This window comes from Oscillibacter sp. PEA192 (genome assembly GCF_003574015.1).
Classification (GTDB): Bacteria; Bacillota; Clostridia; order Oscillospirales; family Oscillospiraceae; genus Oscillibacter; species Oscillibacter welbionis.
The window spans coordinates 1,492,540-1,512,817 of record NZ_AP018532.1; the positions used below are offsets into that span (position 1 = coordinate 1,492,540).

Genomic DNA, 20,278 nt, shown 5'->3' on the forward strand with positions numbered 1-20,278 from the left:
GTATAATGGGATCATCCTAAGACGGAGGGTTTCTTTATGAACAGTCAGAAAACAACGGTTATCCCGTTTCCAGCTCCTTCAAAGAACGGTGTGAGATACAGTGCTGAGGCTGAGAAGCAGAACAATGTAATTGGTACAAGGCTTTCGGAAGAACTCAAAAACCGAAAGCTGAGTAAAAAAGAATTCTGCACAACATTGAAGGACTTTGGTGTAGATGTAAGCCAATCCGCGCTGGGAAAGTGGACGAATGGCCTGACTGTTCCCAATGCATACCAACTGCTGGCGATCTGCTATGCGCTGGACCTTGAGGATGGCCTTGCTGCCTTTACCGGAGAACACACGCCTCTGCTCAACGAAGCGGGTGCGGAAAAGGTTCGTGCTTACCGGAAGGATCTGATCGCTACCGGTAAATACAATCCCATGCCAACGCCCACGAATACGATCCGCTATATCGATAAGCCTGTCAGCAATCTCAGAGTCTCAGCCGGTACAGGCAGTTTCTTGGATGAGGACAACTTTGAGATGGTCAGTTTTCCGGAAAACGCGGTTCCGGCGGAAGCGGATTTTGGCGTTAGAGTATCCGGCAACAGTATGGAGCCGGTCTATCATGACGGGCAGATCGTCTGGGTGGAGCGGTGCGAGACGCTCTCAATAGGCCAGGTCGGTGTGTTCGTCTATGACGGTGAGGGCTATTTGAAATCCTATGGGGAGCGGGAGCCTGACGAGAGCGACCGTGACGCATTTACGGACAGCTACGGAAGGCTCCACATGCAGCCGGTTCTGATTTCGTATAACAAAGACTATTCCGATCGGATCATTAGTCCGGAACGAGGATTTCGAGTCATTGGGCGTGTGCTGTAAGAAACTTTGAAAATTAAAATGCTGAAAGGCGGGGATTTGATGAACACGATTGCAATAGTGAGAGAGTTGGCAGATGAGCGGAGTCTTACGTTTTTTAAGCTGTCTCAGATATGCGATGTATCTCATTCGACCCTGAAAAACAGCGAACGCCGCGGCGGACAATTATCTGTCGACACGATTGAGCGGATCTGCGATGGGTTGGGCATTACCATGTCGGAGTTCTTTGCGAGGAAAGGTTAATAGAAAGGAAGGGTGCCGTAGTATTTAGATACCGTAGAATCATCTTCGACATACTTAGCGACATCTTTAGGACCATATCGCAGCAAAAAATAATCCAGATCATGTAGCTTTTTGTAGATGTCATTTACAATTTCCATCCTATGGGTTTCTTTTGCCTGTTCCGTCTGATCCATGAGATACTGAAGTTCGGATTTAAGATTTCCATTTTGAATGAATGAATTTATTTCTGACAACAGACCAATGAACCCATCTGCATCATAGAGATTCGTTGTAACAACGGGCGTTCCATACTTGGCATAAAATTCTTCTATGGAAAGCTTTTCTGTTCACATACAGCATCCATATCGAGACCACCGTCAACTGCCCAGCCAATTTGAATCTCTCCGGTCTGATGGAAGTAATTCCAGTACAAATTATTGGGATCTGACAGTTGCTCAAAAAAATCTCCATTCATATATTTATGCTCCAACCACAAATTTGCAGTCTTAACCACCTCGGTCAGATTTTCTATTTGCTGTTGAGACATTCCTTCGGTTGCTTGTTGGCGTGCTGCAAGAACGTCCTCTTCCGTTGGCACATAATTTTTCGCATACTCTATACCATTGCGGTACCCGTACTTCTTATCTCTCCCAGAACCAGAAAGAAGAATCGATTGACCAGTGCTGAAATGTGCGTGTAGATCTTTATGCGTGAGTTGATCTCTGTTAGGAACTGCCGATAGTGAGTCAATAATCGTGCGCGGATACATAGACATACCTCCATTCTGGTAAGTCTTACGGATTAACGGTCGAAAATGCAACAAATCGATCATAATGAGCAAAAAAGGAAAACCGCGCCACACTGTTGTCGCCGTTCTGTGATATAATCGAACTATGTCGAATAATCAATTCCCTTTGGATCAGCCGCATCCGACCATCATCAAGAAACGACCGGATTGACAATGCACATATTATGTAGTATTATTGTAGTGCAAAGGAGGCTTGAACATGGATTCCAACATGACTTTTCGCATTGATTCTGAAGTGAAAGCGCAAATGGCAGCCATCTGTGATGCACTGGGCATGTCAACTTCTACTGCCTTTAATATTTTTGCCAATGCCTTTGTTCGAGCAAAAGGCATGCCTTTTGCTGTCACGATTCAGGAGCCTGTAACAGCTGTGAGCCGCGAAAAAATGCTGGCGGACACCGATCAACTATTGAGCGAGTTCGCTTCTGACTATAAGAGGATGGCAGAATGATTTGGGTTACAGCAGAAGATGTCGTAGCGATTCATAGCCGTATCATTCAAGTTTCTGGTGGCATTGATGGTCTGCGTGATCGTGCTGGATTAGAAGCGGCTATTGCCGCACCCCTTCAATCATTTGGAGGAGAAGATCTTTTTCCAACTGACATAGAGAAAATCGCTCGTATTGGGTTTGGGTTAGCGTCCAATCACGCATTTATCGATGGCAATAAGCGAATTGGCGCCATGGTCACGCAACTGCTACTCAAATGGAATGGATATCAGTTCCAATTGGAGCAGAATGAGCTGGCCGATATGTTCATTGGTATCGCGGATGGCACAAAGGACGAAACGGAGCTTCGGTATTGGATCAACGACCATATTGAATAACGAAAAGGTTGCCTCACGCAATAATGTGAGGCAACCTTTTTGTTAAAGCCGACCTGATTTGACGAAAAAAAGCCGGGCTGTTTTGTCGGATAGCCGGAGTGTTTTGGCTGCATGGCCGAGTTGTTTTGTCATTTTATCGGCTTTTTGATGTGGCAAGCCACATTTCGTCATTTATAAAGGAACAAAACATTAGATTTTTCGTCTATTATCGTGTAAGATATAATAGAACTTGTGTCTATAACGAAAAACGAGGTGGTGTAGTATATGAAAGCACAGTCCAAAACGATAGGAATGGCTATTGGCGTTGTTTTAATAATTGCTATATTTACTGGGGTGGTGTTGAGCAGCCGGGGTCAAGCTATTTCAAGTGAAATTTCGGGAAATTCGGAGGGAGGTGCCGCATTGTCTCTCGCAAACACGGAGGATACAGAAATTATAATAAATGAACTCGCCTCGGAAATTCCCGAAACAGGCTTCTTTGCTTTGGACCCCGACAACTACCATGAATACACAAAAGAAGAGCTTTTTGATTACTATGGGATTGAATTTGATATTTCAAGTGTTTTCCCCGACATGATTGAGGAGAACACCGGGTCTTATGGCATCTTCAAGTTCAGCGATGGAAGCGATATGCAGGGGCATAATTTCATATGGGCTAACCCTATCGGTAATGAGAAAGTAAGTATAGAAATAATCAAAGACGGAGCACCAAAGTCGGACAATACCCAAGTAACTAACGATAGTGCGCCATTGGCCTCTACAATTTCGGGAGAAAATGTAAATATATTCCGCTTTGACAGTGACGAGCAAAGTGGATATTATGCTGAGTTCGTCCACAAAAGTCTCGGGTTTACAGTCTATGGGTACAACTTCGATAAAGATGATTTTGTCAGGATTCTATCCTACTTAATTTCTTGTTAATGTGTTGCAAACTTTGTGGAAAAATTGGAGAAACAGCATCCCAGTTGTCTTTCCAGCGTTTCATGGAATTCGGGTATTTCGGAGTCCATTTTTCAGTTACACGTTCCAAGGCAGCCAGAGCCTTCTGCTCATCAGCGGCCTGATAGATGGTTTTTAAATCTGCAGCAAAGGCTTTTCTGTCCTTGTCCGGAACGTATTTCAGGGTGTTTCTTACCTGATGGACAATACACCTCTGGTATCTTTCTGACGCTTTTTCACCACCTGTGGTTCAAAGGTCGATTTCCGATCCTGTGGGACCTCGATTTCCATAGAGCCATATCGGCTGTTTACCTGCTTGCGTTTATAACCGTTACGATAATCGTCATTGTCAGAACGCTGGGATTTCTCATATCCAAGATGGTCATCCATTTCAGCCTCCATCATTTCTTTAATCGTGCCGCCCAGAAGATCTTTGAGTGCATCCTGGATATCTTCTGCGGTCTCGATATCGTATTCTTCGAGAAGCTGGCGGATGATGTTCCTTTTTCCTTCAGTCATTTCAACTCTGTGAACAGGTTTCTTTTGTTTTGCCATAGTAAAAGGCCCTCCTAATGATATTTATTGTATCATAGAAGGACCTTACTTAGGTTATTTTACAGAAAAAATTTCATAGGCTCACTAAAGAAGAGAAACCATTATCTCAGCTTATCGTTTCGATTTCTCCAAGCAAATCATTTTTTCCTGAGTTGCTAATTTTATCTGCAAAATTGACTTATTTATGAGGACTATCATAATCTGTACGCGCTGGAACACAAGAGCAACTTTTTGAAATAACGTACCTTTGAGGAGTCTGGACTGGCTCCTCTTTTTTGTTGCACAAATTGTGCAGGCGGTGCTTGCACAATTATCAACCTAACATCTGCATTCCATACAATCTCGATATTGTCCTCCTGTTGTTCTGCGTTATGCTTTCTCCGTGCATTTTCGTATTATTTATTCTGCCATCTGACTTCGCCCTTGGACAGAAGCGGATAACAGATCAGCTGATCTGAATCCAGATTTTCCGCATGCATGTCAACCGCTGTGATCTGATGATTATCATAAGTCGTATAATAATAAATACCTTTTGCTGTATTACAACAGGACGTGTATATCGTGATCTCATATTTGCCTTCTGTCACCTCACAGCATCCACGCTGCTGATCTACGGATCCTAAGATATGGAAGAACTGGCTTACACTCTCATCCTCTTCTTCACCGGAGATCGAATTTAATTTTGTAAAGGCAACTTTCACAAATCTTGACTGGCTGGAAAGATCTCCAGGTATTCCCATTCCACCCATTCCTCTGCTATATGCATCAAGCTGTAATACTCCTGCAAAAGTACTCTCCGGCTGTTTTCTGGATACTCCGGCATAATTATTCAGTGCAAACATCTGACTCGGGAATGGTGGATTATTGGTAAGCACTCCTACCGGATTATCATATACATGCAGCCCATCTTTCATAGACTCAACAACGATACAGGAGTCTTTGTCTGCAATGATCCAGTGAAGCTGTGCTGTCGGCAGCTGTTCACTGAATGCTGTGCCTGTCAGTCTCATTGCTGCCAGCTTCTCTCTCGCCTCTGCTACAGTAGCACACTGTGTAAGGATCCATGGGATGAACTCGAACTGTGCCACCTGGCTGACTTCTGTTTCATCTTCCGGCAAAGCTTCTTCATATGCCGCATTGCCGACAAAATTAAGACCTGCCATTCCAAGGCCTTTTTCATTAACAGCATCATAATAAAGCGGATAACCTCCTGCAACAAATGCCATTCCGATCAAAGCATAATGGCTTTTTATCTTCCCGGCAAACCGGAAATCAAATTCGTAATTTCTTGGCGTTATCGTGATCTGTTCCCCATAGGAAAATTCATAATCAAGCGTTCTGCCCATATAAAAATCTTTTGTTTTGTAAGTTGCTGCTGTACACATATCGAACACCTCTTCTTTCTGCTATAATAGTCCTGCAAACAATCTCATAAACAACTGTCCGAGCCATAAATATGCACTCCGTCCTGTGCGGTACTTTTCGGTCACTTCCCTGCATTCATTCGAGGATTTTTCTTTACACAATAACTCCATATAATTACCGGAATCAGACAAAGCCGAAAAAAGAAAGAAGATTAGGAACCGTAATAATTCTATTCAAATTTTCTTTCTGATTCACTTCACTCTGCATGTACGGTCACCTCACTTTCCTTTTTTTTAGGCATAAACCAATAAAATATAACACAAAATGCTAAAGCAAACACAACACCAAAAACATTTTGACTCACTCTAAGACTAACCGCTCCTTGTAGTCCATATGTCTCTGCAGCAATGGCTAAAGCACCAAATGTGTTAAATACTGCCTGCCAGCCATATTGTGCTGAAAATCCTACACCGATTCCACCAAGAATTCCTATATATGCATAGATTGACGAAGGAAGCAGAAAATATAATACTGTAAAACATATAACACCTGCAATATTTCCGACAATCCTTTTACGGACTCTGTAGTGCATATCTTCCATAGACGGCAAAATCACGGACATGGCCGCAATACCAGCCCACATTGCACGTGGCATATTACAAAGTTCTGCAATGCAAAGGACAATCGGTACGCATAAAATCTGACATATCTGCCATTTTGTTCTGGAAGAAGTGATATCAAATTCTTGTATCAGATCTTTCAGATTTCTTTTATAAGTTCTGTTTTTATGATTTCGATAAAATACGAAGCAGGTAAGTGCTGCACCTAAAGCCATTCCGACTAATCGCATCTGATAGCTTTTTCCCGTAACATCATAACCATATAGCAGCAGATACCCAAGAACCAATGTAGATTGATTAAACATGGATGGATTATGGCATCCGAACAGAATCAACACAGCCAGTGCCGCAATATTTAACAGCATTCCCAATACCGGTGAAAACTGATTTGCTAAATGCGGACATACAGTCATAATTACAAAGAACAAAGCCAAAAGCATCGTAGATTGTCCGGTGTGGATCCCCAGATCCGCATTCCTAAACACCATGAGACATAATAAGACTACTACACCTACAATGCTGTTCTCATTTCCAAATAGGATGCTGAAAATACTAACAAAGAAAAAACAAAATGCCATTGTAGCAGCTATCTTCACCAGATATACCCACATATGATATAGTTTTTCTTTTAGTGTTTCACTCTTTTTCAACAGGTTTTTAGAACCTGCCTGATTTAACTGCAACTCCTGATAAAATGTCATATAAATACTCCCATCTTCTAATTTATCTTAAAACTAGATAATCTCATCTTTCTGCTTTGGCAGCTCTATAACAAATCTGCATCCACCATATTCACGGTTTTCTGCTTTGATTGTTCCTCCGGCACTATCTACAATCCGTTTTACAAGTGCAAGACCTAGGCCATTTCCTTCTGCTTTATGAGATCCATCTACCTGATAGAACTTGTCAAATATTCTGGATTTTACATCATCCTCTATTCCTGGTCCTTCATCTTCCAGAATGAACTTAACAGAATCCTGTTCTTGTTTCAGAAACATCGTAATTGTCCCCTTTGAAGGGCTGAACTTAATCGCATTATCTAAAAGATTTATCCAGATATGCATAAAAAGTCCTTCATTCGCAGTATATTTAACTTCCTCCAATTCTACCTGAAAACCAATTTCTTTTTCTGTCCATTTTGTTTCCAATGAAAGAACTGCCTGGCGGATCTGTTCATCCAGACGATTATCGTCAATAAACGCACAAACTATTCGAACGCCTGCTACATCATTGAGATATGTCTGTATTCTCGTCTGAGTTGCTTTGTACATTGGACAGCTCCGGTTTGCGGGTATGCAGCCGCCGTTCGATTGATTCGTGTAGAAGCTGAGATACAAGAGCCATTAACGGAATAAAGAAGATCATGCCAAGGACACCGAACAGTTTACCGCCCAGCAAAACCGCCAACAACGTCCAGAACGGGGATAGCCCTACACTGTTTCCCACGACGTGCGGATAGATGAACTGATTTTCAACAAACTGAGTTGCCTGATAGACGATCAAGCATAGGAGCGCCTTGTTCGGAGCCGCCAATAAAGTAAATAAAATGCCGAAAGCGCAGGAGAGAAATCCTCCAATATAAGGAACGAATGCAAAGGCGGCAGTTAAAACGGCTGTTAGCCCCGCATATGGAATCCCTGCAACAGAAAACGAAAGAAAGATCAATGTTCCAAGAATCATAACCTCGACACACTGACCAGAAAGAAACTTCGCATAGGTGTCATGTGCAAGTTTCGAAATATGGCAAATTCTATCTGCAACGGATTCCTTACAGTAGGCATACAGTGCCCGTTTGCTTTGACTGCTCAATTCACGCCATCCAATTAGCACATAGAATGTGATCACAAGTGAAATTGCAACATCAGCAATCGCAGATACCGTAGAGCCAGCAACATTGGCAACTGAGGAAATCACTGTGTTCATTTCGCTCGAAATGCTTTGCAGAATAGATTTCCAATCGAGCGCAGCAAAATGTGCCGACAGTTTCTCTGTGTCAATGCCGTATCTTTGCAATAAGCCGACCCAGTCAGGCCATTTTTCTTGAACAAGAGCAGCAATGCTTTTTACAGATGCAGTGAGCTGTGGAATCGCAATTACACACAGAAGAGCAATAATCGCAATAACACATATCAGCGTCAGTAACAGGCTTATCATGTCTATTTGCCGATCTGTAGCTTTAGTCAGCTTTCGTCGAAGCCTCTTTGCCAGTCCGCGCACGGGTACACTCAGAACAAAGGCCAGCAAAAGGCCTGATAAAATCGGAGCGAGCAAGCCAATACACGATTTTAGAAAGTTGGCAACATAGTTTAGATTGTTGAATGCCGCAAATAAGATCACCCCAAACGTGATTAGTAGAAGCGGCTTTTTGTAGGATTTATCCATGATTACATCCTCGTAAGAAATCGGTTTGTTTTATTATTGGGGAGTATCTTATAGGCAATCCACCAACCAAAGAAACAGACTGGCAATGCAGCGAGAACATCCATGATAGAATGCTGTTTCATAAAAACGGTGGAGAGACTGATACACACGGCGATTGATGTAGCAGCGATTTTCCATCCGACGCTTTGGAGCGCCTTGCAATCCCATAACCCAAACATCGCGGCAACAGAGCCTATTACATGAAGTGAGGGGCAAACATTTGTATTGGTATCGAAACTATAGAATAATTCAATAAAGCGTGTAAGTAGATTATTGCGTACAAATGCTTCTGGCCGCAAATTTTGGCAGGTTGGAAAGAACAGGTAAATCAAAACCGTGATCGTATAGGTGACTATCACAAAATACATCATACGCCGAAATGCAGGTACATCGACGAAAAAAGTATAAACCAACGTACCGATTAGAAAGACAAACCAAAATAGATACGGAATCAACGCCCATTCACAAAATGGTATTATATCATCGAGTCCACAATAGACGGGATAGTAATTTCGTTGCGGTTGCAACCGCTCAAGAAACAAAAACAGCAAGCCGAAAATTGGCCAGTAAAGCAATAGCCTGACGTGAGAAAATTCAGGTGTATTAAGTTTATGGATGCGGAACTCACGGTAATTAACTTCCGGCTTTATATGATTACTTTGCATGACTGTATATCCATTCATAGATTTTATCGGCTGCCGTACATTCCGTCTGCGACCGCATTGCCGCGCGCATTTTAGAAAGAAGCACTGGGGCATTTAGCGTTTTTATTGTGGTGTCTGCGATTGCTTTTGGCGTATTGGCTGTGACGGCCATTCCATTACGCAGAAAAAAATTCAGATTATGTGTCTCGCAGCCAGCCACTGCATCGATAAGCACCATTGGTAACTCTGCCGCCATTGCCTCAGATGTACTTAGACCTCCGGGCTTTGTCAGGAATAGGTCTGAGGCTTGCATGAGCTGCGGCACATTATTGACGGTTCCCAGAACATGAACTTGAGAATACTTTTCTGTTCTTTTTTGGAGTTTTTTGCGTAAATCATCATTTGTGCCGCATACAACACTAAGTTCTTGTTCTGTTGTGAGGTAAGGGCAGAGATACGATATAATCTCCTCCATTGGACCGCAGCCCATGCTACCGCACATCATTAAAATATGCTGATGAGCAGGAGAGATTCCGGCGTTGGCTTTTCCTGCTTCTTGTGACACACGCTGGTAGAATTGCTGCCGCACAGGGATTCCACTGGCGATCAGCTTTTGAGGTTGAAGTCCACATTGTTCAAACTCACCTAACAGCGAAGTGGACGGAATGAAATACCAGTCCAGCGCAGAATCCGCTGTGCAGGGAGCGCAGGTATAGTCTGTAGAAATGTGGCTCGTTACAAGCTGTAAGCATGGGTGCTGTCGGCGCATTTCTGTCAACGCCAAGGCTGGGAATACATGAGTACAGATAATATTATCGTAGCCTGCAGAGCGGATGTATTGATACATCCGCTCTGCGCCGGAGGAAAGTAGCTTATAGATCGGCGTTCCCTCACAAAAAATATCTTCGTGAGATTCCGCACGCTGATACCCAGCATCAAAAAGCCTTGGAGCATGGCGGTAAATTCGGGTATGCCAATTAGAAATAAACGTGGATGCTTTTTCTGAAATAAACTGCAAAGAATCTGTAATATTGCAGATTTCTCCGCGAGAGTGGTAGGCTTCCTGAACTGCTTGCGCACAGGAGTTATGCCCTGCGCCAGTGTTGCAGCTTAGAATTAGTGTTTGCATTTGAATCTCCTATTTTTTCCTTTGCTGCATAGCAAACAGCTTTTGCAGGCGTGGGCGATTATAGCGCTGGACAACAATAAACGGCAAATTACCCAGCACAATGTAGATAATCGTTATACATACCCCGCCAACACCGGACCATATTTTCAGCAGTCCAAGACCGGCGATAGACAACAGAATATGTGTCCACTCTGCCACGCAAGTTTCTTCTATCATGCGCGGCAAGTTCTCATAGTTTTCCTTTGTCAGTTTCTTTTCCGGCATGATTTTAACGAATATGCGGCTCATATCGGGGATCTTTGCCTGCCATTTCCGAACATGAAGCCGCTTCCATAGTTTTTGCTCTGCCGGGTGGCAGACCCAAGGAAAACGATCGGCGTGAAACCAATGCTTCGGGATCAAGCGCCCCACTACAAAGGAGAGAACCCCTAACGCCGCGATATATAGCAGACACATAAGAAAATGCTTCATAAAAACCTCAACATAGCGGTGCGAAAATACGAAGGACACCATCTACGACCCAGCGGCGCGAATAATGTTTCATATCATAGGGCTTTACCTCTTTACATTTTGCCTGTGTAGCGATGAAATCGTCCTTTATTGCTGCAATAATACTGGAACGATAAAAGAACGAATTGTTTTCAAAGTGGAGAAAGAGACTGCGGTAGTCCAGATTGACAGTTCCTATCGTCGCAACTTTGTCGTCTGATACAAAGCTCTTTGCATGAACGAAGCCGGGAGTATACTCATAAATCTTGATGCCGCCAGTCAGCAACACCTGATAAAAGCTCCGAGACATACGGAAAATCAGCTTCTTATCAGGGATGCCGGGCATAATGATCCGCACGTCTACACCACGTTGAGCAGCGGAAATCATTGCATCCATCAAGTCATCGCCAAGCATAAGATACGGTGTAAAAAACCATGCGTAATCCGTGCTTTGAGAAAGCAAGTCAATAAAGAGCTGATTACTGGTAGCTTCATGGTTAAGGGGCGAATCGTAGTAACTAAGCACATAACCATCAAATGTGTGCGGCGGCGCAGGATACCTTTTGGGATATGTGGGCATTGCAAGCTGTCCTGCTTCTTTTTCCAGCGAAAATGCGTTCCAAAAGGTCAAGAACATATGGGTAAAATTTTTTACTGGCTCACCAGTAATCCGAAAGCCTGTGTCCTTCCAGTGTCCATAGGGATGTTCCAAATTGATATACCGATCTGATAAGTTGATACCTCCGCTATAAGCAACTTCGTTGTCAATAATCAGCATTTTGCGATGATCGCGATAGTTTGCAGTTCCTTTTAAGGCAAGGAAAGGATTAAAAGGAATACATGGAATGCCTTTCTTTTTCAGTTCACGGACATTACTGAAATTGAACGAAGAAATACTGCCAAGATCATCGTATATCACACGTACATCAACGCCCTGCTCCATTTTTACTTCCAGTTCGTTCACGATTGCGTCCCACATATGCCCCGGCTCAATAATGAAGTATTCTACGTAAATCGAGTTTCTTGCATTTTTCAAATCGGCAAGCATATCAGGGAACATATTATCGCCCAACGGATAGTAACGAACCTGCTCAACTGCACACATCGGATATTGCGTTTTTTCTTCCAGCCACCGCACTGTTTGCCCCATGCGTTTTTCGCCGTCAAAGGGCGCTTCTTTTATTGGAAGAGGCTGCGGATTGCAACTCTTTTGAACTTGCTGCAAGCGCCTTTTTAGAGGGCGGGCCGTCCGTTTATTTCCAAAGAGCAGATATAGTAACGCTCCTACCAAAGGTAGTGACAGAATAACCAGCAGCCAAAGCAATTTATAAGCGGTTTCATCTCTCTTTATAATAATAAATACCACCAAGAAAAACGCTGCAACGGAAAGCAGTGACACAATAATCGGTGCGTAAGGGGTCAGCCATTTCATCAACAGCAAAAGCCAGAGCGATTGTAAAGCCACCGCTGGAATAATTGTTAGAATGCGTCGAATGATTTTTCCCATATGTTTACCCCCCTCTATGTTATTTCTCCTCCGAAGATGCTTCCCAATCGCAAACTATTTGTGCCATTTCCTGTGGGGTTTCTTTATAGCCTCGTAATACCCACGCATTCATAAGCCCAAACAATCCATATGTAATAAATTGGATAAAGTAGTGCGTTTTGGCATCGGCATTAGCGACAATGGATGCCGCTTCTTGTAAATAGAAGTTTAGAATCACATATTGGCGATCAGCTGAGTAGAGCAGATCACAAATAGGACGAGTGGAAAGGCAAAATTCAAAAAACAGCCTGATGCCGTCATAACTACCAGTGGCGAAGTTGGTAGCACCGTGTTCGTCGGAAAAGCGCTTCCACAGACATGTGATTTTGAAAGACAGAACTTCATCTTTACTTTTGAAATAACGGAAATAAGTGGAGCGACCTACATCTGCCTTGGCAGTCATCTCCTCAATACTGATTTTTTCAATGGGTTTTTCTTTCATTAGTTCCAGCAACGCTGTACCCATACATTCTTTCAGATAGTCTGTTGTAGCCGTTGTCCTTCGCATAAGAAACGTCTCCTTTAATTGCGTATCATTGAAACAAGGATTGTCATTTGTTCCACTTTCGCTCGGACTATTGACAACGCCTGCTTCTGTGATATTCATAGCATCTATGATACTATCGTTTCATTTATACTATCATTTGCTATTTGCCCTGTCAAGCTAAAATGCGAGTACGACGAGCAGAAAGGAAAACTATGGGTACGATTTTTTCCCGTGTAAAACTCAGCGGAAAGCATGTGGCCGCCCTCTTGGCGCTGATGCTGCTCTCCGCTGTGACAGCCATGCTGCTGCCTACTGCCCTGGCCAGTATGATTGACATCGGAGTGGCCGGAGAAAACCGAAACACCATCCTAATCATTGCGGCGGTGATGGCAACCCTGGCCATTCTGCGGCTCTGTGTTTATTATATCTGAGCTATTCACAGTAAAGTTGGACATTTGTATTCAGCGGGAGAAAATAACCTTGACAAATCTCGTCTCAGAAGGCCATGCTTTTGCAGTATGCCAGGGAGCATCACTTCCCCAACCCAACCTTTTTCGTGGATGACGGTGTAAGCGGTGTGACCTATGACCGTCCCGGCTTTCAGGCCATGCTGGCCGAAATCGAGGCGGGACGGGTGGCCGTGGCGATCGCCAAAGACCTTTCCAGACTGGGCCGCAACTCCGCGCTGACCGGGCTTTACACCAACTTCACCTTTCCGAAGAACGGTGTTCGTTTCATCGCCATCAACGACAACTACGACACCATTGACCCTAACCGTGTGGACAACGATTTTGCGGGCATCAAAAACTGGTTCAACGAGTTCTATGCCCGGGACACCAGCCGCAAGATCAGAGCCGTCCAGAAAGCCAAGGGTGAGCGAGGCGTACCCCTGACCACCAATGTGCCCTATGGCTATGTAAAAGACCTGGAGAACCCCCGCCGCTGGGTGGTTGACCCGGTAGCCGCTGATGTGGTGAAACGCATCTTCGACCTGTGTATGAAGGGCCGTGGTCCCATGCAGATCGCCAACCAACTGAAAGCGGACAAGGTGCTAACGCCCAGCGCATACAGGGCCTTGCAGGGCATCAAGACCCCAAACAAGAAACCGGAGGACCCCTGCGACTGGCACAGCAGTACCGTTGTGGCGATTCTGGAACGGCGGGAGTACACGGGCTGTACGGTGAACTTCAAGACCTATACCAACTCCATCTGGGACAAGAAGCAGCGGGACAATCCCCTTGAGAAGCAAGCCATCTTCCCCAATACACATGAGGTCATCATCGAGGAAGCCGTGTTTGAGAAGGTACAGCAGGTGCGCCAGCAGCGGCATCGCAATACCCGTACAGGCCGAAGCAGCATCTTTTCCGGGCTGGTGTACTGTGCCGACTGCGGTGAGAAGCTGTATTAAGGGGCGACGAACAATTACCGACCGGAGGGCGCGTTCTTTGACTGTTCTCTCCATTAGAAGCACAAGGACAAGTGCGGTACTCATTACATCCGGGAAACCGTACTCAGCCACATAGTCCTGAAACACATTCAGGCTGTGACGGGCTACATTCTGCGGCATGAGGCACATTTCCGTGCAGTGATGGAGGAACAACTCCGGCTGGAAAGCAGTGAGCAGATCCGCATCCGAAGGAAACGGCTGGAACGGAACGAAAACCGCATCGCTGAACTGAAACGGCTGTTCATCCGGATTTACGAGGACAACGCCTGCGGACGGCTGAGTGATGAGCGCTTCGATATGCTGAGCCTGACCTATGAAACGGAGCAGAAGCAGTTGGAGACCGAGTGCGTAACTTTGCGACAGGAAATTGAAGTACAGGAACGACAGAACGAAAACGTTGAGAAGTTCATTCAGACGGCGCACAAGTATGTGGGCATCGATAAGCTGGACGGCTACGCTCTGCGGGAACTGGTGTCCGCCATCTATGTGGACGCACCGGACAAATCCAGCGGGAAGCGTGTGCAGCACATTCACATCCAGTACGATGGGCTGGGCTTCATCCCGCTGAATGAGCTGATGAAAGAGGAAACGGCGTGACCGAAGTCACGCCGCACCCTTTGAAAACTCAAGGTTTTCACCATTTTTTCATTTTACTGTTTTACGACCACCCGGCCAATGATGTGACCATTATGAAAGAGGGGCACCCAGAAGCGGGTACCCCTCTATTTTGGTGGGTCAGGTTGGAATTGAACCAACGATGTTTCAGATGTCACGGTTTTACAGACCGCTGCGATCGCCAACTACGCGCACTGACCCATATGGCGGAGAGCGCAGAACTCGAATCTGATATCACTTCTGATACGATCCGCTTAGCGGGCGGTCCCCGGGCCTTCCGGGTTCACTCTCCAAATATGGCTGGGGTGGCTGGACTTGAACCAACAAATGCCGGTGTCAGAGACCGGTGCCTTGACCATTTGGCGACACCCCAGTATATTGGCAGGGATAGGGCGACTCGAACACCCACGGGCGGTTTTGGGGACCGCTGTTCTTCCGGTTAAACTATACCCCTGTATGATGATGGTGATGCCTGCGGGATTTGAACCCAGCATTACAAGCTTGAGAGGCTTGCGTCCTAACCAATTAGACGAAGGCACCAGATGGAGATACGGGTCGGATTCGAACCGACGATTAACAGCTTTGCAGGCTGTCCTCTTCAACCTCTTGAGTACCGTATCATGGCTGGGATAGTTGGATTCAAACCAACAGTGGCCGGCATCAAAGGCCGGTGCCTTAGCCGCTTAGCAATATCCCAGTATTATGGAGATCCGCGCCGGACTCGAACCGGTCATTGCAGCCGTGAAAGGGCTGTGTCCTAACCATTTAGACGAGCGGACCGTATGGCAGGGAGAAGTTCTCCCTGCATATTAAGCAACCGAGTGATCGGTAATGAGGATATCATCAATACGCACATGCAGCAGTGCAGCAAGGGCGATAAGATTATCTACAGTCGGCAGCGCAGTGCCGTTTTGCCACTTGTAAATGGCCTGCGGGGAATTGAAGCCGAATGCCATTTGTAGGTCATGCACCGTCAGCCCCGCTGCTTTGCGAAGCATCACAATATTGGTGCCTGTGCGAGCAAGGTTGATCGTTGGAATGTTCATTCTCAAATACACCTCCTATCTGAATTATTTGGCCTCATGGGCATGAAAAAGCCGCTTGTCTGCACTCAAGACAAGCGGCTTCAATAATTCAGAGAAGGAGATCCTGATAGACCGATTCTTTCAGGTCAACAGGTACTCAATCCGATCATATTCTTCTGCTTATCTTGATATGGGCGTGCTTCGCAAAAGCTATATTCCTCGCACTGGAAGATAGCCTGCCATTCGCTCATATAGAAGATAGCGGAAGAAATAGTCTTCATAGTTCTGCGTCCTTTCTGTAGAGATTTGTTCTTGGTTTCTGACTGTACTATACCACAACTCTTTCGGTTTGTCATTTGTCATTCAACTTGTGGTTAAATATCGCTGTTTTCTGGAGAGATGACACCATTCTCAACATAGTATCGGTAGCTGCCGTCGATATTGACCTTGCCCCAGTGCTTAATATCATCATTCTCTTCAAGCTCATCTGGATGGATACAAAAGTCGTCGATCTGGTCGCCATAATCCTCGTCGGCATATACCTGACAATAGTATCCGCCTTCATTAGGCTCACAATCTGGTGTTGCAGAAACATAAAGGCCCCTGTACTCCATGGTCATCGACTCCTTGTACAAAAAAATGCGGTCCCAATATGTCAGAATGCACAAACCGTTTCAAGTGCAGTTTTCACCCATTACACCAGGCTACAGCCTCTTTGAATTGCTCCCATGTAATAGCTGTACCGTATTCATCATAGATGCTGAACTCGGGATTGTCGCGGAGCCACTGCTCTACGGAGAAAATGTCTCGAAACCCATTCTCGACTCTCCAGGAAAAATGACCGGCTCTTGCTGTGCCGATCACGACGGACGCACTTTCCGGTTCCTCAATCTGAAAGAGGAACTGATTTGAGATTTTATTAAGCAGTTCATCCATGGTGTCCTCCAGGTCAGAAGTGACGGGGATTTCTTTGATCCGGTTGATGCAATCCGCCTGGATTGCGATTAGCTTTTCCTGAAGAGCAGCCACTTCTTCAACGACCTGTCGTTTCATAAATTCATATTGCGTACTCATTGTGTTTCCTCCCATGAGTCATGACTGCCGTGCACTGCCTTCAAGGCATCTCTATGCGCAACCTCTTCAACAAGATAGTCAGCCTGTGCGACCGTGGATTTTTGTTGTTAAGCTTTACATCCAGAACCGTCCGGACAGACACCCGAACGCGATGGAAACCACGCCCTGGATCATCAGGAACAGCCCCGCCAGAACGGACAGCGTCACCGCCGCAGCCAAGGGGTCCATAAAGGAGAGGAATCCAGCCGCCGCCATCAGCAGGCCGAAGGCTGTCACCCAGCCCCATCCCCGCACTCCAAACCGGCGCAGATCAAAGGAGTTTACAAATTTCGTGATGCCGGAGAACAACAGCCACATACCCAGAATATAGGGCAGAGTCATCATGGTGAACATCTGGTTGCACAGCAGGAAGATGGACAGCAGCACCGTAAGGATGCCATCCACCAAAAACCATCCGGAACCGTAAATACTGCTGCCCGCCGTGGCAAAAATCATAATATCTACCACACCGGAAAATAACATGGCCATTCCTAACAGGAAGGACAGCCCGCTCAGGGTAGCGCCGGGATGGAGCATACACGCACCACCCGCCACGATCAGCAGCACACCTGCCACGATCCACAGCACGCGGGAAACGGTTTTATTCATACATCATGCCTCCTAAGGAAAAAGAGGGGGATCCAACTTTCCTCCCGTCGATCCATTCGATCTTGTTTCGTATCCCCGCCCGGAACCCGGACGGAAATACGACGCAGGACCGCCGTTAAAAGAAACCGGCCGGGACCCGTCCTTGCGGGCCCCGGCCATTTGGTCACTCAATGGCGATAGCGGTCTGAGCAGGCACCTGCTTGACCTCGGCCTTGGGGACGAACAGCTTCAGAACGCCGTTCTCATACTTGGCCTTCACATCCTGAGGCTCCACATCCTCGCCCACATAGAAGCTGCGGCTGAGGGAACCGGCGTAACGCTCCTGGCGGATATAACGGCCCTTCTTATCCTCCTCGTCCTTGTCCAGTCCCTTGGCGGCGCTGACGGTCAGGCAGCCGTCCTGCAGCTGGATCTCTACCTCGTCCTTCTTAAAACCGGGCAGGTTCATGTCGATCTCGTAACCGTTCTCGACCTCCCGCACATCGGTGTTCATCAGGTTCTTCGCATGCTTGCCGTACAGCTCATGTTCGGCCTTCGGGAACATTGCGCTATTAAAGAAATCATCAAACAGGTTCTCACTAAAAATACTGGGTAACATAAATTGTTCCTCCATTCAATTCCCGCTCTCGGTTCCGGGAGAAGCTCCCGGTCCGGAGCTTGAGTATTTATAATTTGATTTGATTTCTTGGGGGGGGATCTCTTTATCCCTCTCCCTAAGATTGTGTTCATTATAACCCCGTTTTTAGCAATGTCAATATACGAGTGCCAACGTTTACAAAATCAGCGATCTTTGTTCACACTTTCCTGCTATTTTTGAGTATTCGTTTTGTTATATTCGATTTTTCTTTGGTTTCGATTTAAATTATCGTCATTTTGTTTATAAATTAAAAACTCGCATCCCGACTTCTTTACTTCGAGGGCGCCGGCCTCAGTCAAATCAACAGAGACTTCCTTGCCGGCTTCTTCCCAGGATACGGTGTAACCGGCATCCGGCGCTTCGTATAACCACCAGCCGATATTGTCATACTGGTCTTGCATAGTGTACTTCAGCAAATCGCGCAGTGCGAGCAGGTAGAGATTGTCCTTGTCGAAGGCAGGAAAACCATCGCACATTTTACTGAGGGCCTTATCGAACTCATCAATACGAGCCTCCTGCTGGCGTATCTTCTCAATCGTGCTCAAAAACAGTGCTTTTGGCAGCACAGGCAGCACTCCTTTCTTATTCATGCGCGGATAGGATTTCTTTCAGCGTTCTCGGCTCGTAGCCCATGTAAGGCATCATGCAGCCGACATTGATGGCGCGAATGGGCTTTCCTTGTTGAACATTCAGTTTCTTGTTCTCGTTGAGCTCTTTGACGCATTTCTGGAAGAATGCCTCTTCCACAGTATTATGAGTATGGGCGTAGAGAAGAATCGATCCGCGATGCTGGCCGTTCCACATCAGGATGGGATAGTGCATCAAGCAGAGCTTGTATGTCTTTCCATCAAAGGAATCGGCAATCTCCCGGTAGTCAGTGATTTCCTCAAAGAGCCGCTGATAGCGATAGTCGGACAGGTCATCGTGGTTACCGCGAAACAAAATCTTCTTGCCCTTCAACTGGGCAACCAGCGCGAGTAGTGCACTGTTCTTACCCCGCATGGCCATATCGCCCAGGATATAGACGGTAGTGAAAGCGCTTTTAGACCGCGGTACCACAATGGAGGTCGCCTATGGAAGATGAAAAAATCATTGGGCTATATTGGGAGAGGAACGAGGATGCCATTACAGAAACCTCCTCAAAATACGGAAAGCTCTTTTTTCGCATTGCCAGTAATATCCTACTAAACCATGAGGACAGCGAGGAATGTGTGAACGATACATATTTAGGCTTATGGAATGCCATTCCCAAAGAAAGGCCGTCACCGTTTTCCGTATTCGCAAGTAGAATTACCAGAAATCTTGCCCTGAAAAAGTATGAATACCTCTCCGCAGAAAAGCGAAAGCCAGAGGCGATTTGTTCATTTGAAGAACTTGGTGACTGTGTTTCTGGCAAGGAGTATGTTGAAAGTGAAGCAGAAAATCGGCGCATCGAGCAGCTTATCGACACATTCCTTTGTCAGATAGGGGAAGAAAAGCGCAACATTTTTTTATGCCGATACTGGTATTTGCTATGGTTTTTATTGCCTTTATCTTATTTTTAATACTCTTTTAGAAGATGTTTCCTCAAATGTCGATGCAATGAATGAATCTAATCTACCACTCTATATTTTGTTCTTTGTAATAGCAATGCATAGTATTTCTATTACCTTAATATATAGAGTTCTAAGACCAGCTGAATAGAGAGTGTGCAGATGTTTCAGGCTCTAATAGCTAAAGTGTATAGAGCCCTCTCCAGCGGCCACAGAGATAGGACCTCAGTGGCCGCAGGAATAACTATAGTGGATTTTCAGAAAAGACCATGCCAACAACAAATGGACCTATATCATGAAGAACATTGTTTATATTCTTGTTCTTTCTCTGTACTGGTATATCCTCCGGTAGAGTAGGTTCTTCTGGATGCGCCATGATGACGCCACCCTAT

The 20,278-nt window shown here is 45.6% G+C and carries 25 protein-coding genes, 7 tRNA genes and 3 pseudogenes; 9 read left to right on the plus strand and 26 right to left on the minus strand.

Features of this window, described 5'->3' with window-relative positions:
- Positions 1-36: 36 nt before the first annotated feature.
- Together DN611_RS07245 and DN611_RS07250 are read left to right on the plus strand one after the other, a co-directional pair.
- A complete protein-coding gene (locus tag DN611_RS07245) occupies positions 37-861 on the plus strand; it encodes an XRE family transcriptional regulator (protein ID WP_119310985.1) in 825 nt (274 codons plus the stop codon).
- Positions 862-900: 39 nt separating this feature from the next.
- Positions 901-1,101: a helix-turn-helix domain-containing protein gene (locus tag DN611_RS07250; protein ID WP_252267274.1), complete on the plus strand. Its 201-nt coding sequence runs from the start codon at positions 901-903 to the stop codon at positions 1,099-1,101.
- Between the two features lie 307 nt (positions 1,102-1,408).
- Here DN611_RS07250 and DN611_RS07255 read toward each other — a convergent pair whose 3' ends face one another.
- Positions 1,409-1,849 carry a hypothetical protein gene (locus tag DN611_RS07255; protein ID WP_119310987.1) on the minus strand — a complete coding sequence of 147 codons (441 nt, stop codon included), beginning with the start codon at positions 1,847-1,849 and terminating at the stop codon, positions 1,409-1,411.
- A 238-nt stretch (positions 1,850-2,087) separates the two neighbouring features.
- Here DN611_RS07255 and DN611_RS07260 point away from each other — a divergent pair, with 238 nt between their 5' ends.
- The 3 genes from DN611_RS07260 (at position 2,088) to DN611_RS07270 (ending at position 3,634) form a co-directional block, all read left to right on the plus strand.
- Positions 2,088-2,339 (plus strand): type II toxin-antitoxin system RelB/DinJ family antitoxin, encoded by a 252-nt coding sequence (locus tag DN611_RS07260; protein WP_108979731.1) that lies wholly within the window; start codon positions 2,088-2,090, stop codon positions 2,337-2,339.
- A complete protein-coding gene (locus DN611_RS07265; protein ID WP_108979730.1) occupies positions 2,336-2,713 on the plus strand; it encodes a type II toxin-antitoxin system death-on-curing family toxin in 378 nt (125 codons plus the stop codon). Before DN611_RS07260 ends, DN611_RS07265 begins: the two co-directional genes overlap by 4 nt.
- 264 nt (positions 2,714-2,977) lie before the next feature.
- Positions 2,978-3,634 carry a hypothetical protein gene (locus tag DN611_RS07270; protein ID WP_119310988.1) on the plus strand — a complete coding sequence of 219 codons (657 nt, stop codon included), beginning with the start codon at positions 2,978-2,980 and terminating at the stop codon, positions 3,632-3,634.
- A gap of 19 nt (positions 3,635-3,653) precedes the next feature.
- On the opposite strand, the pseudogene DN611_RS07275 reads toward DN611_RS07270, so the two are convergent.
- The 11 genes and pseudogenes from DN611_RS07275 to DN611_RS07325 all read right to left on the minus strand — a co-directional run.
- Positions 3,654-4,207: pseudogene (locus tag DN611_RS07275) on the minus strand (transposase); the annotation flags it as partial.
- Between the two features lie 395 nt (positions 4,208-4,602).
- Positions 4,603-5,592 (minus strand): choloylglycine hydrolase, encoded by a 990-nt coding sequence (gene bsh, locus DN611_RS07280; RefSeq protein WP_009295645.1) that lies wholly within the window; start codon positions 5,590-5,592, stop codon positions 4,603-4,605.
- 122 nt (positions 5,593-5,714) lie between these two features.
- A pseudogene (locus tag DN611_RS07285) lies at positions 5,715-5,839 on the minus strand (CDP-alcohol phosphatidyltransferase family protein); the annotation flags it as partial.
- Positions 5,829-6,893: an FUSC family protein gene (locus DN611_RS07290; protein WP_005946426.1), complete on the minus strand. Its 1,065-nt coding sequence runs from the start codon at positions 6,891-6,893 to the stop codon at positions 5,829-5,831. The pseudogene DN611_RS07285 and the gene DN611_RS07290, both read right to left, overlap by 11 nt.
- 33 nt (positions 6,894-6,926) lie before the next feature.
- Positions 6,927-7,376, minus strand: a pseudogene (locus DN611_RS07295) (sensor histidine kinase); the annotation flags it as partial.
- Positions 7,377-7,419: 43 nt separating this feature from the next.
- Positions 7,420-8,574 carry an AI-2E family transporter gene (locus DN611_RS07300; RefSeq protein ID WP_071430986.1) on the minus strand — a complete coding sequence of 385 codons (1,155 nt, stop codon included), beginning with the start codon at positions 8,572-8,574 and terminating at the stop codon, positions 7,420-7,422.
- Positions 8,575-8,576: 2 nt separating this feature from the next.
- Positions 8,577-9,278 (minus strand): phosphatase PAP2 family protein, encoded by a 702-nt coding sequence (locus DN611_RS07305; RefSeq protein WP_008978052.1) that lies wholly within the window; start codon positions 9,276-9,278, stop codon positions 8,577-8,579.
- The gene (locus tag DN611_RS07310; protein WP_008978051.1) at positions 9,268-10,386 is read right to left on the minus strand and encodes an MGDG synthase family glycosyltransferase; all 1,119 of its coding nucleotides are present in this window, start codon (positions 10,384-10,386) and stop codon (positions 9,268-9,270) included. Before DN611_RS07310 ends, DN611_RS07305 begins: the two co-directional genes overlap by 11 nt.
- A gap of 9 nt (positions 10,387-10,395) precedes the next feature.
- Positions 10,396-10,857, minus strand: a complete 462-nt coding sequence (locus DN611_RS07315) for a hypothetical protein (RefSeq protein WP_009295644.1) — start codon at positions 10,855-10,857, stop codon at positions 10,396-10,398.
- A 7-nt stretch (positions 10,858-10,864) separates the two neighbouring features.
- Positions 10,865-12,382: a cardiolipin synthase gene (cls, locus tag DN611_RS07320; RefSeq protein WP_008978049.1), complete on the minus strand. Its 1,518-nt coding sequence runs from the start codon at positions 12,380-12,382 to the stop codon at positions 10,865-10,867.
- A gap of 19 nt (positions 12,383-12,401) precedes the next feature.
- Positions 12,402-12,929: a TetR/AcrR family transcriptional regulator gene (locus DN611_RS07325; protein WP_071430984.1), complete on the minus strand. Its 528-nt coding sequence runs from the start codon at positions 12,927-12,929 to the stop codon at positions 12,402-12,404.
- Positions 12,930-13,120: 191 nt separating this feature from the next.
- Here DN611_RS07325 and DN611_RS07330 point away from each other — a divergent pair, with 191 nt between their 5' ends.
- From DN611_RS07330 to DN611_RS16980, 3 genes are all read left to right on the plus strand, one after another.
- Positions 13,121-13,339, plus strand: a complete 219-nt coding sequence (locus tag DN611_RS07330) for a hypothetical protein (RefSeq protein WP_008978047.1) — start codon at positions 13,121-13,123, stop codon at positions 13,337-13,339.
- 56 nt (positions 13,340-13,395) lie between these two features.
- The gene (locus DN611_RS16975; protein ID WP_333637358.1) at positions 13,396-14,316 is read left to right on the plus strand and encodes a recombinase family protein; all 921 of its coding nucleotides are present in this window, start codon (positions 13,396-13,398) and stop codon (positions 14,314-14,316) included.
- 180 nt (positions 14,317-14,496) lie between these two features.
- Positions 14,497-14,952, plus strand: a complete 456-nt coding sequence (locus DN611_RS16980; RefSeq protein ID WP_227145533.1) for a DUF4368 domain-containing protein — start codon at positions 14,497-14,499, stop codon at positions 14,950-14,952.
- Positions 14,953-15,083: 131 nt separating this feature from the next.
- On the opposite strand, the gene DN611_RS07340 is transcribed toward DN611_RS16980, so the two are convergent.
- From DN611_RS07340 to DN611_RS07405, 14 genes are all read right to left on the minus strand, one after another.
- Positions 15,084-15,171: transfer RNA gene (locus DN611_RS07340), tRNA-Tyr, on the minus strand.
- A 96-nt stretch (positions 15,172-15,267) separates the two neighbouring features.
- A tRNA-Gln gene (locus DN611_RS07345) sits at positions 15,268-15,343 on the minus strand.
- A gap of 6 nt (positions 15,344-15,349) precedes the next feature.
- Positions 15,350-15,424, minus strand: a tRNA-Trp gene (locus tag DN611_RS07350).
- Between the two features lie 9 nt (positions 15,425-15,433).
- Positions 15,434-15,510: transfer RNA gene (locus DN611_RS07355), tRNA-Glu, on the minus strand.
- A 3-nt stretch (positions 15,511-15,513) separates the two neighbouring features.
- Positions 15,514-15,590, minus strand: a tRNA-Cys gene (locus DN611_RS07360).
- Between the two features lies 1 nt (position 15,591).
- Positions 15,592-15,667, minus strand: a tRNA-Gln gene (locus DN611_RS07365).
- A 6-nt stretch (positions 15,668-15,673) separates the two neighbouring features.
- Positions 15,674-15,750 (minus strand) — tRNA-Glu (locus DN611_RS07370).
- Positions 15,751-15,779: 29 nt separating this feature from the next.
- Positions 15,780-16,016, minus strand: a complete 237-nt coding sequence (locus tag DN611_RS07375) for a helix-turn-helix domain-containing protein (protein WP_108979729.1) — start codon at positions 16,014-16,016, stop codon at positions 15,780-15,782.
- 353 nt (positions 16,017-16,369) lie between these two features.
- Positions 16,370-16,609, minus strand: coding sequence for a hypothetical protein (locus DN611_RS07380; RefSeq protein ID WP_162497703.1), 240 nt, complete (start codon positions 16,607-16,609; stop codon positions 16,370-16,372).
- A gap of 73 nt (positions 16,610-16,682) precedes the next feature.
- On the minus strand, positions 16,683-17,069 hold the full coding sequence (locus DN611_RS07385; RefSeq protein ID WP_108979727.1) for a hypothetical protein: 387 nt from the start codon (positions 17,067-17,069) through the stop codon (positions 16,683-16,685).
- A gap of 114 nt (positions 17,070-17,183) precedes the next feature.
- Positions 17,184-17,717 carry an HdeD family acid-resistance protein gene (locus tag DN611_RS07390; protein ID WP_119310990.1) on the minus strand — a complete coding sequence of 178 codons (534 nt, stop codon included), beginning with the start codon at positions 17,715-17,717 and terminating at the stop codon, positions 17,184-17,186.
- Positions 17,718-17,880: 163 nt separating this feature from the next.
- The gene (locus tag DN611_RS07395; protein WP_108979725.1) at positions 17,881-18,315 is read right to left on the minus strand and encodes an Hsp20/alpha crystallin family protein; all 435 of its coding nucleotides are present in this window, start codon (positions 18,313-18,315) and stop codon (positions 17,881-17,883) included.
- A gap of 209 nt (positions 18,316-18,524) precedes the next feature.
- Positions 18,525-18,920: a hypothetical protein gene (locus tag DN611_RS07400; protein ID WP_119310991.1), complete on the minus strand. Its 396-nt coding sequence runs from the start codon at positions 18,918-18,920 to the stop codon at positions 18,525-18,527.
- A gap of 16 nt (positions 18,921-18,936) precedes the next feature.
- Positions 18,937-19,413 carry a metallophosphoesterase gene (locus tag DN611_RS07405; RefSeq protein ID WP_119310992.1) on the minus strand — a complete coding sequence of 159 codons (477 nt, stop codon included), beginning with the start codon at positions 19,411-19,413 and terminating at the stop codon, positions 18,937-18,939.
- A 14-nt stretch (positions 19,414-19,427) separates the two neighbouring features.
- On the opposite strand from DN611_RS07405, the gene DN611_RS07410 reads away from it, so the two are divergent.
- On the plus strand, positions 19,428-19,898 hold the full coding sequence (locus DN611_RS07410) for an RNA polymerase sigma factor (protein WP_119310993.1): 471 nt from the start codon (positions 19,428-19,430) through the stop codon (positions 19,896-19,898).
- Positions 19,899-20,278 lie beyond the last annotated feature (380 nt).

Excerpts from the sequence above, each read along its gene's own strand:
- DN611_RS07380 (WP_162497703.1), bottom strand. The coding sequence starts at position 16,609 with ATGGAGTACAGGGGCCTTTATGTTTCTGCAACACCAGATTGTGAGCCT.
- DN611_RS07325 (WP_071430984.1), bottom strand. The coding sequence starts at position 12,929 with ATGCGAAGGACAACGGCTACAACAGACTATCTGAAAGAATGTATGGGT.
- DN611_RS07260 (WP_108979731.1), top strand. The coding sequence starts at position 2,088 with ATGGATTCCAACATGACTTTTCGCATTGATTCTGAAGTGAAAGCGCAA.
- DN611_RS07375 (WP_108979729.1), bottom strand. The coding sequence starts at position 16,016 with ATGAACATTCCAACGATCAACCTTGCTCGCACAGGCACCAATATTGTG.
- DN611_RS07395 (WP_108979725.1), bottom strand. The coding sequence starts at position 18,315 with ATGTTACCCAGTATTTTTAGTGAGAACCTGTTTGATGATTTCTTTAAT.
- DN611_RS07255 (WP_119310987.1), bottom strand. The coding sequence starts at position 1,849 with ATGTATCCGCGCACGATTATTGACTCACTATCGGCAGTTCCTAACAGA.
- DN611_RS07315 (WP_009295644.1), bottom strand. The coding sequence starts at position 10,857 with ATGAAGCATTTTCTTATGTGTCTGCTATATATCGCGGCGTTAGGGGTT.
- DN611_RS07305 (WP_008978052.1), bottom strand. The coding sequence starts at position 9,278 with ATGCAAAGTAATCATATAAAGCCGGAAGTTAATTACCGTGAGTTCCGC.
- DN611_RS07265 (WP_108979730.1), top strand. The coding sequence starts at position 2,336 with ATGATTTGGGTTACAGCAGAAGATGTCGTAGCGATTCATAGCCGTATC.
- DN611_RS07270 (WP_119310988.1), top strand. The coding sequence starts at position 2,978 with ATGAAAGCACAGTCCAAAACGATAGGAATGGCTATTGGCGTTGTTTTA.
- DN611_RS07330 (WP_008978047.1), top strand. The coding sequence starts at position 13,121 with ATGGGTACGATTTTTTCCCGTGTAAAACTCAGCGGAAAGCATGTGGCC.
- DN611_RS07310 (WP_008978051.1), bottom strand. The coding sequence starts at position 10,386 with ATGCAAACACTAATTCTAAGCTGCAACACTGGCGCAGGGCATAACTCC.
- DN611_RS07250 (WP_252267274.1), top strand. The coding sequence starts at position 901 with ATGAACACGATTGCAATAGTGAGAGAGTTGGCAGATGAGCGGAGTCTT.
- bsh (WP_009295645.1), bottom strand. The coding sequence starts at position 5,592 with ATGTGTACAGCAGCAACTTACAAAACAAAAGATTTTTATATGGGCAGA.
- DN611_RS07300 (WP_071430986.1), bottom strand. The coding sequence starts at position 8,574 with ATGGATAAATCCTACAAAAAGCCGCTTCTACTAATCACGTTTGGGGTG.
- DN611_RS16980 (WP_227145533.1), top strand. The coding sequence starts at position 14,497 with ATGGAGGAACAACTCCGGCTGGAAAGCAGTGAGCAGATCCGCATCCGA.
- DN611_RS07390 (WP_119310990.1), bottom strand. The coding sequence starts at position 17,717 with ATGAATAAAACCGTTTCCCGCGTGCTGTGGATCGTGGCAGGTGTGCTG.
- cls (WP_008978049.1), bottom strand. The coding sequence starts at position 12,382 with ATGGGAAAAATCATTCGACGCATTCTAACAATTATTCCAGCGGTGGCT.
- DN611_RS07245 (WP_119310985.1), top strand. The coding sequence starts at position 37 with ATGAACAGTCAGAAAACAACGGTTATCCCGTTTCCAGCTCCTTCAAAG.
- DN611_RS07385 (WP_108979727.1), bottom strand. The coding sequence starts at position 17,069 with ATGAGTACGCAATATGAATTTATGAAACGACAGGTCGTTGAAGAAGTG.
- DN611_RS07410 (WP_119310993.1), top strand. The coding sequence starts at position 19,428 with ATGGAAGATGAAAAAATCATTGGGCTATATTGGGAGAGGAACGAGGAT.
- DN611_RS07290 (WP_005946426.1), bottom strand. The coding sequence starts at position 6,893 with ATGACATTTTATCAGGAGTTGCAGTTAAATCAGGCAGGTTCTAAAAAC.